Consider the following 13,080-nt stretch of genomic DNA (forward strand, 5'->3'; position numbering starts at 1 on the left):
CCACTATGGACGCCGTGGAAGCACGCCTGCTGATCGTCGAGGACGAGCCGAACATCCTCGAGCTACTCGCCGCGAGCCTGAGGTTCGCGGGTTTCGACGTGTCGACCGCCAAGAACGGTCTCGACGCGGTCAGTGCCGTCCAGCGGCACAGGCCGGACCTCGTCGTGCTCGACGTGATGCTGCCCGACCTCGACGGGTTCGAGGTCGTGCGCAGGCTGCGCAGCAGCGGGCAGGGCACCCCCGTGGTGTTCCTCACCGCCCGTGACGAGACCGAGGACAAGATCAGAGGGCTGACGATCGGCGGCGACGACTACGTCACCAAGCCGTTCAGCCTGGAGGAGGTGGTGGCGCGGATCCGCGCGGTGCTCCGCCGTACCTCGGGTGATCCGCAGGCGCCGCCGCCGCGGCTCACCTTCGCCGACATCGAGCTCGACGAGGAGAGCCACGAGGTCTGGAGAGGCGGCAGGCCGGTCTCGCTGTCGCCGACCGAGTTCAAGCTGCTGCGCTACCTCATGGCCAACTCCGGCAGGGTGCTGTCCAAGCCGCAGATCCTCGACCACGTCTGGGACTACGACTTCAGGGGCGAGGTGGGCATCGTCGAGTCGTACGTGTCGGTGCTCCGCCGCAAGATCGACAACAGGGAACCACGTCTCATCCACACCCTGCGCGGTGTGGGATACGTGCTGCGCAGCCCTCCCGAGTCATGACGCTCAGGATCAAGCTCATCGCCGCGACGCTGGCGCTGCTGGCGTTCGGATTCACCTTCATCGGCGTGCTGAGCGTCTCGGTGCTGCACAACTACCTCATCGACAGGGTGGACACCCAGATCTCGGTGGTGGCCACCAGGGCGCTGATCCGCATCCAGCACAAGGGCTCGCCAGGGCTGAAGAACCTCGTCCTGGAGCCCGACGCGATCATCAGGGCCGGTGGGCCCTGGCTCAGCGGGCTCGACGCCGACAACAGGCCCAGGCCCGTCGTGCCCGACCCGCCTCCCGCTGTCGCCACGACCGTCCCGGCCGTCTCCGGCGACGGCGAGTGGCGGGTGCAGCTGGTGCGCGGCCCGCAGAGCGGCAGCGTGCTCGTCGCCGTGGACCTCGACGAGGTCACCCAGATCACCCGCAGGCTGGCGCTCATCGAGCTGCTCGGCGGTGGCGGCATCCTGCTGATCCTCGCCGTGGTGGGCGTCTCCGCGGTGCGCGGCAGCATGCGCCCGCTCGCCGAGATCGAGCGTACGGCCGAGGCCATCGCGGGCGGCGAGCTGGGCAGAAGGGTGCCGGACGGCGACCCGCACACCGAGGTGGGACGCCTGGCCCGCGCGCTCAACGGCATGCTGGCCCAGATCGAGTCGGCCTTCGCCGCGAGGACCGCCTCGGAGAACGCCGCGAGCAGGTCGGAGGAGCGGATGCGGCGCTTCGTCGCCGACGCCGCCCACGAGCTGCGCACCCCGCTGACGACCATCAAGGGTTTCGCGGAGTACGCCAGGCAGAACCCCGACGCCGACCCCGCCGAGATGCTGCACCGCGTCGAGCGCGCCGCGGGCCGGATGAGCCTGCTGGTCGACGACCTGCTGCTGCTCGCGAGGGTCGACCAGCAGCGCCCGCTGCAGATGCGGCCGGTGGACATGCTGGCGCTGGCCGCCGACGCCGTCCACGACGCCCGCATCCTGGCCCCCGACAGGGGCATCTCGCTGGAGGTCGTCGGCGGCGCCGCCCTGATCGTCTCGGGCGACGAGGTACGGCTGCGCCAGGTCGTCGGCAACCTCACGTCCAACGCGCTCACCCACACCCCGGGCGACACCCCCGTCACGATCAGGGTCGGCGCCTCGGGTGAGACCGCCTTCCTCGAAGTGGTCGACAAGGGGCCGGGGCTGACGCCCGAGCAGGCCGAGCGGGTCTTCGAGCGCTTCTACCGCGCCGACTCCGCACGCGCCCGCCGCTCGGAGGACGACAGGGGCAGCGGCCTCGGCCTGGCCATCGTCGAGGCGCTGGTGCGGGCGCACGGCGGCAGCGTGGTCGTCGACAGCGTGCCGGGCGAGGGCAGCGTCTTCCGCGTCGAACTCCCACTCGCCCCTGAGTAAGCCTTCAGCTTTCTCTCAGCCTCCTCGGGCACTCTGGCAGGTGTGAACACACCTGAGGCGCTGATCCTGGTGGTGGACGACGAGCCGAGCATCCGTGACCTGCTCTCCGCCAGCTTGCGCTTCTCCGGTTTCGAGGTGCTGACCGCGGCCGACGGCCTCGAGGCCGTGGAGATCGCCGAGCGGGTCAAGCCCGATCTCGTGGTGCTCGACGTGATGCTGCCCGACCTGGACGGGTTCGAGGTGGCCAAGCGGCTGGACGCGCCCGTGCTGTTCCTGACCGCGCGCGACGCCGCCGACGACAAGCTGACCGGGCTCGGGCTCGGCTACGACTACGTGACCAAGCCGTTCAGCCTGGAGGAGGTGCTGGCCAGGGTGCAGGCGGTGCTTCGCCGTACGCGGGGGGAGTCTGGCGGCGGCGTCCGGCTGCAGGTGGCCGATCTCGTGCTGGACGAGGCCGAGCGCGAGGTGCGGCGCGGCGAGCGGCAGGTGCACCTGTCGCCGACGGAGTACAAACTGCTGCACTACTTCATGGCCAACGCCGGACGGGTGCTGTCCAAGGCGCAGATCCTCGACCACGTCTGGAACTACGACTTCGGCGGCGACGCGGGCGTGGTCGAGTCGTACGTGTCGTACCTGCGTCGCAAGGTGGACGACGTGGAGCCACGACTCATCCACACGCTCCGCAGCGTCGGCTACGTGCTCAGGGAGCCACCACCCGACTAGCGTGGGGGTTATGGACCTCCTCGAGGCGTTGCGGTCACTGCGGCGCCTGCTCTCCGCCGATCTGTTCCCGTTGGCCATCGGTGATGTGGAGGCCGACAGGCGCGCGCTGACCGAGTTGACGGGACAGCTGGACGACTACCTGCTGCCGCGGTTGCTGACGCTCGACGCCCCGCTGCTCGCGGTGGTGGGAGGATCGACCGGCGCGGGCAAGTCGACGCTGGTCAACTCCCTGGTCGAGGCCGACGTCTCCGAGCCGGGTGTGCTGCGGCCCACCACGCTGGCGCCCACGCTGGCGGTCAGCCCTGACGACACCGCGTGGTTCATGTCGCTGGAGGTGCTGCCCGGGCTGCCCCGTGTGACGGGGTCGTCGGGCGATCCCGGGACGCTGCGCGTGGTGCCTGTGCCCACGCTGGCTCCTGGGCTGGCGCTGCTGGACGCGCCCGACATCGACTCGGTCGTGACCGCCAACAGGACTCTCGCGACGCAGCTGCTGGCCGCCGCCGACCTGTGGCTGTTCGTCACCACCGCCGCCCGTTACGCCGACGAGGTGCCGTGGAGCTTCCTGCGCTCGGCCAGAGAGAGGAGCGCGGCGCTCGCGATCATCCTGGACAGGGTGCCGCCCGACGCCGTCGATCCGGTCTCCGCCGACCTCAGGCGGCTGCTCGAGGAGAACGGGCTGGCGGGCACGCCGCTGTTCACCGTGCCCGAGGCGGTGCTCCTGAGCGAGAACGGCAGGCTTCCCGAGGGCTCGGTGGAGCCGATCGTCTCCTGGCTGGCCGGTCTCGCCGCCTCCTCGCAGGCCCGCGCCGACGTCGTCAGGCAGACGCTCGCCGGGGCGCTCGACAGCCTGGCGACCAGGGTGCCCGCGCTGGCCGCGGCCGTCGAACGGCAGCGGGAGGGCGCCGACAGGCTGGCCGAGATCGTCTCCTCGGCCTACTCGGGCGGGATGGCCACCTTCGACGAGGGCATGCGCGACGGGTCGCTGCTGCGCGGCGAGGTGATGGCCAGGTGGCAGGACTTCATCGGCACGGGCGACCTCATGCGGTCGCTGGAGTCGCGCGTCGGCTGGCTGCGCGACCGGGTCTCCGCGCTGTTCACCGGACGGCAGGCGCCCCAGGCCAAGCTGCGGGTCGCACTCGAGAGCGGCGTCGCCTCGCTGATCAGAGGGGCGGCCGACGGCGCGGCGGAGCGGGCGCTCGAGGGCTGGAGCGCCGCGCCCGGCGGTCGCGACCTGCTGGAGCGGGCGGGGGCGGTGCGGGCCGCCAAGCTCGGCAGGGCCTCGTCGGGGCTCGACTACGACGACGTGGTGAGGGGCTGGCAGGCCTACGTCCTCGACCTGGTCAGGCAGGAGGGCGCGTCGCGGCGCACCACGGCTCGCGTGGCCTCCTTCGGGGTCAACGGGGCGGGGCTGCTGCTCATGCTGGCGGTCTTCGCCTCCACAGGAGGGCTGACGGGGATCGAGGTCGGCATCGCGGGCGGCACGTCGGTGCTGTCGCAGAAGGTGCTGGAGGCGATCTTCGGCGACCAGGCGGTGCGCACGCTGACCGCCATGGCCAGGGACGATCTGCGGGCCAGGGTGAAGGGGCTGCTCGACGAGGAGGCGGCCAGGTTCACCGAGCTGCTGGAAGGGGTCTCGGTGTCGGCTGACACGGCTCCCGCGCTGCTGGCGGCGGAGCGGGCGGTGCGCGACCACCAGAGCGAGCTGCCGGGCGGCGAACGACCGGAGGCCACCTCGCCCCAGCCACCCGCGATCCCCGAGGCCGCCTCGCCCGAGCCGCTCCCGGGAACCGCTCCGCCCGAGCCGCCCCCGGGAACCGCTCCGCCCGAGCCGCTCCCGAGAACCGCTCCGCCCGAGCCGCCCCCGGGAACCGCTCCGCCCGAGCCGCCCCCGAGGGTCGCTCCTGCCGATGACGTTTCCGGCGTGAGGGAGGGCGAGTGAAGCTGCTGCGGCGCAAGGAAGGCCCCTCGCTGGACGACAGGCTGACGGCCCTGCTCGAAGCGGCCAGCCTGGCCGAGGGCAGGCTCCCTCTGGAGCTCGTGGCACAGGCGAGGGAGGTGTCCGAGCGGGCAGGCGAACGGCGCAACCTCTCGGTCGACCACACGGTGGCCGCGCTCGCGGGCGCCACGGGCAGCGGCAAGTCGTCGCTGTTCAACGCCCTGGCAGGGCGCGACCTGGCCGCCGTGGGCGTCACCAGGCCGACCACCTCGACGGCCCAGGCCGCGCTGTGGGACGGCGAGGGCGCAGGGGCGCTGCTGACCTGGCTCGACGTGCCGCACCGCCACGAGGTGGAGGCAGGGGGCGACCTGCCAGGCCTCGTGCTGCTCGACCTGCCCGACCACGACTCGATCGAGCTGACCCACCGCCTGGAGGTGGACCGGCTGGTGGAGCTGGTCGACCTCCTGGTGTGGGTGGTGGACCCGCAGAAGTACGCCGACGCCGCGCTGCACGAGCGCTACCTGCGCCCGCTGTCGCGCCACAGCGAGGTGATGGTGGTCGTGCTGAACCAGATCGACCGCCTCTCCGCGACCCAGGCCGAACGCTGCCTGGCCGACCTGCGCCGCCTCCTCGAGGAGGACGGCCTCGCCGGAGTTCCCGTGCTGGGCGCCTCGGCGCGCACGGGCAAGGGCCTGCCAGAGCTGCGCGGCCTGCTGGAGGAGCGCGTCTCCCGGCGCAGGTCGTGGGCCGAACGCCTGTCGGCCGACGTCTCCACCGCCGCCGCTCGCCTCTCGGGAGCCGGCGACGAGGCCGTCTCCGCCGGCACACCCGACGGCGGACGGCTCACGCGCGCGCTGTCGGAGGCCGCGGGCGTGCCGCTGGTGGTGGACGCGGTCGCGAAGGCGCACACGCACAGGGCGGTGGCCGCGACCGGCTGGCCGATGACGAGGTGGATGCGCAGGTTCAGGCCCGATCCGCTGCGCAGGCTCGGCATCGGCTCGGGGGCGCGCGGCGAGATCGTGGGCAGGACCTCCGTGCCCCAGCCCTCCGCCGTGCAGAAGGCGCGGATGGAGACCGCGATCAGGGACGTCGGCGAGGCGGCCGCGCGCGACCTGCCGGAACCGTGGGCGACGGCCGTACGGCATGCGGCCCGCTCCCACGACGACGACCTGGCCGGGGCGCTCGACAGGGTGGTGGCCACGAAGTCGGTCGGCGCCGCGCGAAGGCCGCGATGGTGGGCCGTGATCGGCGGGCTGCAGTGGATGGTGTTCGCGGCGATGGTGCTGGGCGCGGTCTGGCTCAGCGTGCTGTTCGTCCTGACCTACCTGCGGCTGCCCGATCCGCCGCTGCCCACGGTGGTGGAGGTGCCGTGGCCGACCGTGCTGCTGATCGGCGGGGCGGTCGCAGGGGTGCTGATCGCGCTGCTCTCCAGGATCGCCGCGTGGGCGGGCGGGCGCCGCAGGGCGAGGAAGGTGGCGAAGGCGCTGAGGGAGGGGGTCGGCGAGGTCGGCGACCGGCTGGTGCTCGGGCCCGTGTCCGAGGAGCTCGACAGGTACCGGAGCTTCACCGAGGCGCTGGGGGTCGCCCGCTCATGAGGGGTCGCCCACGGTGTCGCGCGCCTCGGTGATGACCTGGTCGAGGACGTCACGCGAGCGCGCCAGGTCTTTGATCATGCGGTTGATGCGCTCGCGCTCGACGAGCAGGTCCTCCACCAGGAGGGGCGTGGCCCGCTTGCGCCCCTCCTCGCCCATGCAGGGCAGGAACTGCACGATCTTGGCGCTGCACAGGCCGGCGGCGAAGAGCTCCTGGATGCGGACCACCGTCTCGACGGCCGTGGAGGGGAACTCCCTGTGGCCGCCTGCCGTACGCTCGGGGTGGAGCAGGCCCTGTTCCTCGTAGTAGCGCAGTGACCGCTCGCTCACCCCGGTCCGACGTGCCAGCTCGCCGATCCGCACGGTTCCTCCCTTGAATCTCACATCAATGTGAGATCTTACGGTCTGGGCATGACTTCTTCGCTGTTGACGCCGTACCTCTCAGGCGCGCTCGACCTGGGCAACCGCATCGTGATGGCTCCCATGACGCGGTTCAGGGCCGACGAGGGCGGGGCGCCCCAGCACTTCGTGGCCGACTACTACGCCCAGCGCGCGGGGGCCGGGTTGATCGTGACCGAGGGCATCTGGCCCTCCTTCAGGGGACAGAGCGGCTGGCGCATGCCGGGGCTGGTGACGGAGGCGCACGTCGCGGGCTGGCGGCGGGTGACCGAGGCCGTGCACGAGGCGGGCGGGCAGATCTTCGCGCAGCTGATGCACGGAGGACGCATCGCCCATCCGCTCGCCAGGATCGACGGCGGGCATCCCATGGCGCCCTCGCCGGTGGCGGTGCCGTACCGGCAGCACACCAGGGACGGCAAGAGCGACCCCGTGGTGCCGAGGGAGATGACCGGCGAGGACATCGCCGTCGCGATCGAGGACCACGTGCTCGCCGCGCGCAACGCGATCCGCGCCGGTTTCGACGGCGTCGAGCTGCACGGCGCGAACAGCTACCTCATCCACCAGTTCCTCGCCGACAACACCAACCTGCGCTCCGACGGGTACGGGGACAGGCCGCGCTTCGCCCTCGAAGTGGTCGAAGCGGTCGCGGCGGAGGTCGGTGCGTCACGGACGGCGCTGAGGCTCTCGCCGGGCAACCCGCAGTTCGGCATGGAGGAGGCCGACCCTGGGCCTGTCTACCGCCGGCTGGTGGAGGCGGTCGATCCTCTGGGCCTGGCCTATCTCCATCTCACCGAGACGGAGGGCTACCAGGCGCTGGCCGACCTGCGTCCGCGCTGGCACGGCACGCTGGTGGCCAACGTGGGGGAGAATCGCGAGCCCACGACGAGGGAGCAGGGGGAGGCGGTGCTCGCCGGCGGGCTGGCCGACCTGGTCTCCTACGGCAGGTCCTTCATCGCCAACCCTGATCTGCCGCTCCGCTTCGCTCTGGGAGCCCCGCTCGCCCCCATCGACGAGGCCCTGCTCTACACGCACGGGCCCGAGGGCTACAGCGACTATCCGGCCTTCTGCCTGACGGCCGAGCACCTCGGCCACGCCTCGGAGTGCGAGAGGTGACGCCCTGTGCGGCTCAGTCCAGGGGGTGGCTCGCCGTCAGCGTGGTGAGCAGCGGGCGGAGCAGGGGATGCCGGTCGGCGCCCTTGCGGACGGCGGCGAAGACACGGCGCTCGGGCCCGGGGATCCGCTGGACGATCACACCGGACAGGTCGAGGTCGCGCAGCGCGAGCCTGGGCACGAGCGCCACGCCCGCCCCCGCTCCGACCAGGGCGACGACCGCGCGGAAGTCGTCGGAGGAGTGGGCGAAGCCGGGCGTGAAGCCCTCCCTCTCGCAGGCGAACGTGATCACGTCGTGGACCGGATTGCCGGGGTAGGGGCCGATCCAGTCGTCGCCCGCCAGCTCCGCCAGCGTCGAGGCAGGGGCGCGCTCGTGGGGCAGCAGCAGGTCGAACGGCTCGGCGTAGAGCGGGATGCGGGTGAGGCGCTGGTCGTCGGGCGCGCCTCTGTACTCCACCGCGATCGCCAGGTCGGCCTGGTCGTCGAGCAGCATGGTGAGACCGCGGTCGCCCTCCGCGTCGAGCACCCTGATCTTCAGCGCGGGGGTGCTGAGCCGCAGCTCGCGAAGGGCGGGCGCGAGCACCACGCTGATCGCGGTGGCGAACGAGGCCACCGACACCTCGCCCGCCGAGCCGGTGGTGTAGGCGGCCACCTCCGCCTTGGCGCGTTCGAGCTGGGCGAGGACCTCGTCGGCGTGCGCGAGCATGATGCGCCCGACCGCGGTCAGCCTGATGCCCCTGCCGTCGCGGGCGAACAGCGGATGCCCGACCTCGTGCTCCAGCGCGCCGAGCTGCTGGGAGACGGCGGAGGGGGTCAGGTGCAGCGCGGCGGCCGCCGCGGTCACCGTGCCGTGGTCGGCCACCGCGCGCAGGGTCCGCAGCCGGCGAGTGTCAATCACCCGCCCATTGTCACCCGCCTGGCGGCCGGTTCCTGTCGGCCGGCTCTGGCAGGATGCGGCCCATGGAGCCATCGAAGGTCGTTCAGGAGTTCTGGGACCGCATGCAGGCCCGCGACTGGGAAGGGCTCGGTGCCCTGCTCGCCGACGAGCTGGTGGTCGAGTGGCCGGTCAGCGGCGAGCGCATCGTGGGCCGCGACCACTTCGTCCGCGTCAACGCGGAGTATCCCGAAGGGTGGTCGATCAGGGTGCTGCGCGTCGTGGCCGACGGCGACTCGGTCGTCTCCGAGGTGGAGGTCCCGCACGAGACGATGGGCGTCCACCGCGTGGCGTCGTTCTGGACGATCGAGAAGGGCAGGATCATCACCGGGCGTGAATACTGGACGGAGCTGGGATCCGACCCCTCACCGGAGTGGCGGGCGGCCTACGTGCAGCCGATGTGACCCGGCCCACCGGCCCGATGACCGGTGGGCTCTTCGGTTGCCGCGCCCTGTCAGGCGGACCTGGCGGTGATGAAGGCCTCGACGGCGCGGTCGACGTCCTCGGCCGAGTGCGCGGCCGACAGCTGCACGCGGATGCGCGCCTGGCCGTGCGGCACCACGGGGTAGGAGAAGCCGATCACGTAGATGCCCTGGTCGAGAAGGCGCTCGGCCATGGCGCCCGCCTCGGCGGCGTCGCCGATCATGACGGGCGCGATCGGGTGGTCGCCGGGCAGGACGTCGAAGCCCGCCTCGGTCATCTTCGTGCGGAAGCGCGTGGTGTTGGCGCGCAGCTGTTCGCGGGCCTCGCTCGAGGTCTCCAGCAGGTCGAGGATGCGCAGTGACGCCGAGGCGATCACCGGGGCGAGGGAGTTGGAGAACAGGTAGGGGCGCGAGCGCTGGCGCAGCAGGTCGCAGATCTCCTTGCGGGCCGACACGTAGCCGCCGCTGGCGCCGCCGAGGGCCTTGCCCAGGGTGCCGGTGATGATGTCGATCCTGTCGGTCACCCCGTGCAGTTCGGGGGTGCCGCGACCGGTCGGGCCGACGAAGCCGACCGCGTGAGAGTCGTCCACCATGACCATCGCGCCGTACTGGTCGGCCAGGTCGCAGATCTCCCGCAGCGGCGCCACGTAGCCGTCCATGGAGAACACGCCGTCGGTCACGATCAGCTTGCGCCGCGCGTCGGACGCCTCCTTGAGCCTGGCCTCGAGCTCGGCCATGTCGCGGTTGGCGTAGCGCAGGCGGCGTGCCTTGGAGAGCCTGATGCCGTCGATGATGCTGGCGTGGTTGAGCGCGTCGGAGATCACCGCGTCCTGCGCGTCGAGCAGCGTCTCGAAGACGCCGCCGTTGGCGTCGAAGCACGAGCTGTAGAGGACGGTGTCCTCCATGCCGAGGAAGTCGGAAAGGCGCGACTCCAGCTCCTTGTGCACCTCCTGGGTGCCGCAGATGAACCGCACCGAGGCCATGCCGAAGCCCCAGCGGTCGAGCGCCTGCTTGGCGGCCTCGATGACCTCGGGATTGTCGGCGAGCCCGAGGTAGTTGTTGGCGCAGAAGTTCAGCACCTCGCGGCCCGCGACGCCGACCGTGGCGCTCTGCGGGGTGGTGATGACCCTTTCGGGCTTGAGCAGCCCGGCCGAGGTGATCTCGTCCAGCGTCGCCCGCAGGTCATCCCGCGTCTTTCCGAACATCACACGCTCCTAGTCTCTTCTGAGGGGGAGGTCGCACCCCGCGGTCCGCGCGGCACTTTCCCTGGTCGCAGGTGGGGGCCTTCGGGAGCAGCCCGACTGGGGTCGTACCCCGCGGTCCGCGCGACCCTCTCCCCGGTCGCAGGTCGGGACCTTCGGGAGCGGCCCCGTCCGAGGTCGCCACCGGTGGCCGCCGGGGTCCTTCGGTGGGTACGGCAGGCGGTCACGCGCGGGGCGCGGCGTCGCTCCAGTCGAGGATGACCTTGCCGGTACGGCCGCTGGCCGCCGTGTCGAAGGCGGCGTCGAAGTCGCGGTAGGAGAACCTGTCGGTGATCACCGGGGAGAGGTCGAGCCCCTTCTCCAGCAGGACCGACATGTTGTACCAGGTCTCGTACATCTCGCGGCCGTAGATGCCCTTGATGGTGATCATCGAGGTGACGACCGTGGACCAGTCGATGGCGAACTCCTCGGAGGGCAGGCCCAGCATGGCGATCCTGCCGCCGTGGGTCATGTTCGCGATCATGTCGCGCATGGCCTGCGGGTGCCCTGACATCTCCAGGCCGACGTCGAAGCCCTCGCGCATGCCCAGCTGCTTCACGCCGTCGGCGATGGAGCTCTGGGCGACGTTGAGCGCGAGGCTGACGCCCAGCTTGCCCGCCAGGTCGAGGCGCTCGGGGCTCACGTCGGTGATCATGACGTTGCGGGCGCCCACGTGCGTGGCGACGGCGGCGGCCATCAGCCCGATGGGGCCCGCCCCGGTGACCAGGACGTCCTCGCCGACCATCGGGAAGGACAGCGCGGTGTGCACGGCGTTGCCGAAGGGGTCGAAGATCGCCGCGATGTCGGGATCGACGGGGATGCGGTGCACCCAGACGTTCGAGGCGGGAAGGGTCACGTACTCGGCGAACGCGCCGTCGCGGTTGACTCCCAGCCCGACCGTGTTGATGCACAGGTGCCTGCGGCCCGCCATGCAGTTGCGGCACTTCCCGCAGACGATGTGGCCCTCGCCGCTGACCAGGTCGCCGACCTGGATGTCCTCGACGCCCTCGGCGACCTCGACCACCTGGCCGGAGAACTCGTGCCCGACGATGAGCGGCAGCGTCAACGTGCTCTTCGCCCAGTCGTCGTACTTCCTGATGTGGAGATCGGTGCCGCAGATGCCGGTGCGCAGCACGCGGATCTTCACCTCGCCAGGGCCGACGACGGGCTCGGGCACGTCGACGAGCCACAGGCCGGGCTCGGCCTTCTGCTTGACCAGCGCTTTCATGACGGTCGTTTCCCCCTCCTGACAACCTTACGCACTGTGCCGGTGATCACCTTGCGTGTCCATCGAGGTTTTCTTAACGCGCCCGTCAGGGAATCTTCACGGTTTTTCGAAGGAACCTTTTGAAATAGAATGGCCCATCATGAGACAGGTGAGCGGTGACGCGTCCCTCCTGAGGAGGCTCAACTCGGCCGCCATCCTGCGGATCATGCGGGCGTCCGAGGACGCCACCCTGACGGAGCTGGCCAAGGCCGCCCGGGTCTCCAGGCCGACCGCGGAGGGCGTCGTCGACGACCTGCTGGCTGAGGGCTGGGCCGAGGAGTGCGTCGAGGAGCAGGGCGACCGCCAGCGCGGCAGGCCCGCCCGGCGCTTCAGGTTCCGCGCCTCCGCCGCGCACGTCGTGGGCGTCAGCATCGGCCATTCCGGCGTGCGGGCCACGGTCTCCGACCTCAACGGCGGGCTCGTGTCGGTGCGCAGGCGCAGGCTGGCACCCGACACCGCCGCTCCCGACCGTCTCGCGGCCACCGTCGAGCAGGTGTGGCTGGCCGCCGCCGACGCCGAGATCGCCGTCGGCGACCTGGTCGCGGTCGGCGTGGGCACCACCGGCGTCGTCGACGGCGAGGGCAGGGTGGTCAAGAGCATCGCCCTTCCCGGCTGGACGGGCCTGCACCTTCAGGCCGAGCTCGGGGCCAGGCTCCCCGTCCCCGTGGTCGTCGAGAACGACATGCGCCTCGCGGTGCTCGCCGAGCACTGGCGCGGAGCGGCGCAGGGGCGCAGCAACGTCGTCTACCTGTTCACCGGCAACAGGATCGGCATGGGCCTGCTCATCGGCGGCGTGCCGTACAGGGGGTCGCACGCGGCCTCAGGGGAGATCGGCAGGCAGCCCAACGACAACTGGGTGGCCTTCAGGCACGTCATGGACTACGCGATGTCGGCCGAGCCCGGCGAGCTGCGCTCCAGCAGGCAGAGCGCCGAGTTCGCGATCTCGAGGGCCAGGGACGGCGACGAGCGCGCCGGTCAGGCGGTCAGGGACTTCGCGCGAGGGCTGGCCTCCGGGCTGATCCCCGTGGTGAACCCGCTCGACCCCGAGATGGTGGTGATCGGCGGCAGCCTCTCCTCCGCCGGCGACCTGCTCGTCGACCCCATCCAGGAACTGCTCGACGAGTACTGCCTCTACCCGCCCAAGGTCACGGCGTCGGGTCTCGGGAGCGAGTGCATCATGCTCGGCGCCGTACGGCTGGCGCTCAACCACGCCGACCGCCTGCTCTTTACGCCGCCTGCTTGAAAAATCTTTCCCGAGCCCTCCAACTCGGGCTTCGGGGCATCTTCGCAGGTCAGCGAGATAACTCTTCCATCACGGGCCGATTGCCGGAGGGCATCGATTCGTCCAGGATGTCCGTACGAGCAAGATTTACTCTAGT

Annotated in this window: 12 protein-coding genes; 8 read left to right on the top strand and 4 right to left on the bottom strand. The window is 71.3% G+C overall.

The window, feature by feature from the left end; all coding sequences use genetic code 11:
- Positions 1-5: 5 nt before the first annotated feature.
- Genes ABFX55_RS39925 through ABFX55_RS39945 form a run of 5 tightly spaced genes read left to right on the top strand, consistent with a single transcriptional unit; the run spans position 6 to position 6,331 of the window.
- On the top strand, positions 6-707 hold the full coding sequence (locus ABFX55_RS39925) for a response regulator transcription factor (RefSeq protein WP_246452186.1): 702 nt from the start codon (positions 6-8) through the stop codon (positions 705-707).
- Positions 704-2,077 carry a HAMP domain-containing sensor histidine kinase gene (locus tag ABFX55_RS39930; protein ID WP_346128475.1) on the top strand — a complete coding sequence of 458 codons (1,374 nt, stop codon included), beginning with the start codon at positions 704-706 and terminating at the stop codon, positions 2,075-2,077. The genes ABFX55_RS39925 and ABFX55_RS39930 overlap by 4 nt, the downstream gene beginning before the upstream one ends.
- Before the next feature lie 42 nt (positions 2,078-2,119).
- Positions 2,120-2,800: a response regulator transcription factor gene (locus ABFX55_RS39935; RefSeq protein ID WP_346128477.1), complete on the top strand. Its 681-nt coding sequence runs from the start codon at positions 2,120-2,122 to the stop codon at positions 2,798-2,800.
- A gap of 10 nt (positions 2,801-2,810) precedes the next feature.
- Complete coding sequence (locus ABFX55_RS39940; protein WP_346128479.1) at positions 2,811-4,739, top strand: GTPase family protein; 1,929 nt, start codon at positions 2,811-2,813, stop codon at positions 4,737-4,739.
- Complete coding sequence (locus ABFX55_RS39945) at positions 4,736-6,331, top strand: GTPase family protein (RefSeq protein ID WP_346128481.1); 1,596 nt, start codon at positions 4,736-4,738, stop codon at positions 6,329-6,331. Before ABFX55_RS39940 ends, ABFX55_RS39945 begins: the two co-directional genes overlap by 4 nt.
- Here the strand turns inward: ABFX55_RS39945 and ABFX55_RS39950 are convergent.
- A complete protein-coding gene (locus ABFX55_RS39950; RefSeq protein WP_346128483.1) occupies positions 6,326-6,691 on the bottom strand; it encodes a MerR family transcriptional regulator in 366 nt (121 codons plus the stop codon). The two genes, ABFX55_RS39945 and ABFX55_RS39950, sit on opposite strands and share 6 nt — an antisense overlap.
- A 48-nt stretch (positions 6,692-6,739) precedes the next feature.
- On the opposite strand from ABFX55_RS39950, the gene ABFX55_RS39955 reads away from it, so the two are divergent.
- Positions 6,740-7,840: an alkene reductase gene (locus ABFX55_RS39955; RefSeq protein WP_346128485.1), complete on the top strand. Its 1,101-nt coding sequence runs from the start codon at positions 6,740-6,742 to the stop codon at positions 7,838-7,840.
- Positions 7,841-7,853: 13 nt separating this feature from the next.
- Here ABFX55_RS39955 and ABFX55_RS39960 read toward each other — a convergent pair whose 3' ends face one another.
- Positions 7,854-8,735 carry a LysR family transcriptional regulator gene (locus ABFX55_RS39960; protein WP_346128487.1) on the bottom strand — a complete coding sequence of 294 codons (882 nt, stop codon included), beginning with the start codon at positions 8,733-8,735 and terminating at the stop codon, positions 7,854-7,856.
- 62 nt (positions 8,736-8,797) lie between these two features.
- Between ABFX55_RS39960 and ABFX55_RS39965 the strand changes: the two genes are divergently transcribed.
- Positions 8,798-9,175 carry a nuclear transport factor 2 family protein gene (locus ABFX55_RS39965; RefSeq protein ID WP_346128489.1) on the top strand — a complete coding sequence of 126 codons (378 nt, stop codon included), beginning with the start codon at positions 8,798-8,800 and terminating at the stop codon, positions 9,173-9,175.
- 50 nt (positions 9,176-9,225) lie between these two features.
- Here ABFX55_RS39965 and ABFX55_RS39970 read toward each other — a convergent pair whose 3' ends face one another.
- On the bottom strand, positions 9,226-10,398 hold the full coding sequence (locus tag ABFX55_RS39970; RefSeq protein ID WP_346128491.1) for a glycine C-acetyltransferase: 1,173 nt from the start codon (positions 10,396-10,398) through the stop codon (positions 9,226-9,228).
- A 220-nt stretch (positions 10,399-10,618) separates the two neighbouring features.
- Positions 10,619-11,662, bottom strand: coding sequence for an L-threonine 3-dehydrogenase (gene tdh, locus ABFX55_RS39975; RefSeq protein ID WP_183654690.1), 1,044 nt, complete (start codon positions 11,660-11,662; stop codon positions 10,619-10,621).
- 139 nt (positions 11,663-11,801) lie between these two features.
- On the opposite strand from tdh, the gene ABFX55_RS39980 reads away from it, so the two are divergent.
- Positions 11,802-12,944 carry an ROK family transcriptional regulator gene (locus ABFX55_RS39980; RefSeq protein ID WP_346128493.1) on the top strand — a complete coding sequence of 381 codons (1,143 nt, stop codon included), beginning with the start codon at positions 11,802-11,804 and terminating at the stop codon, positions 12,942-12,944.
- Positions 12,945-13,080: the final 136 nt, after the last annotated feature.

The organism is Nonomuraea roseola (assembly GCF_039535395.1).
GTDB classification, from domain to species: Bacteria; Actinomycetota; Actinomycetes; order Streptosporangiales; family Streptosporangiaceae; genus Nonomuraea; species Nonomuraea roseola.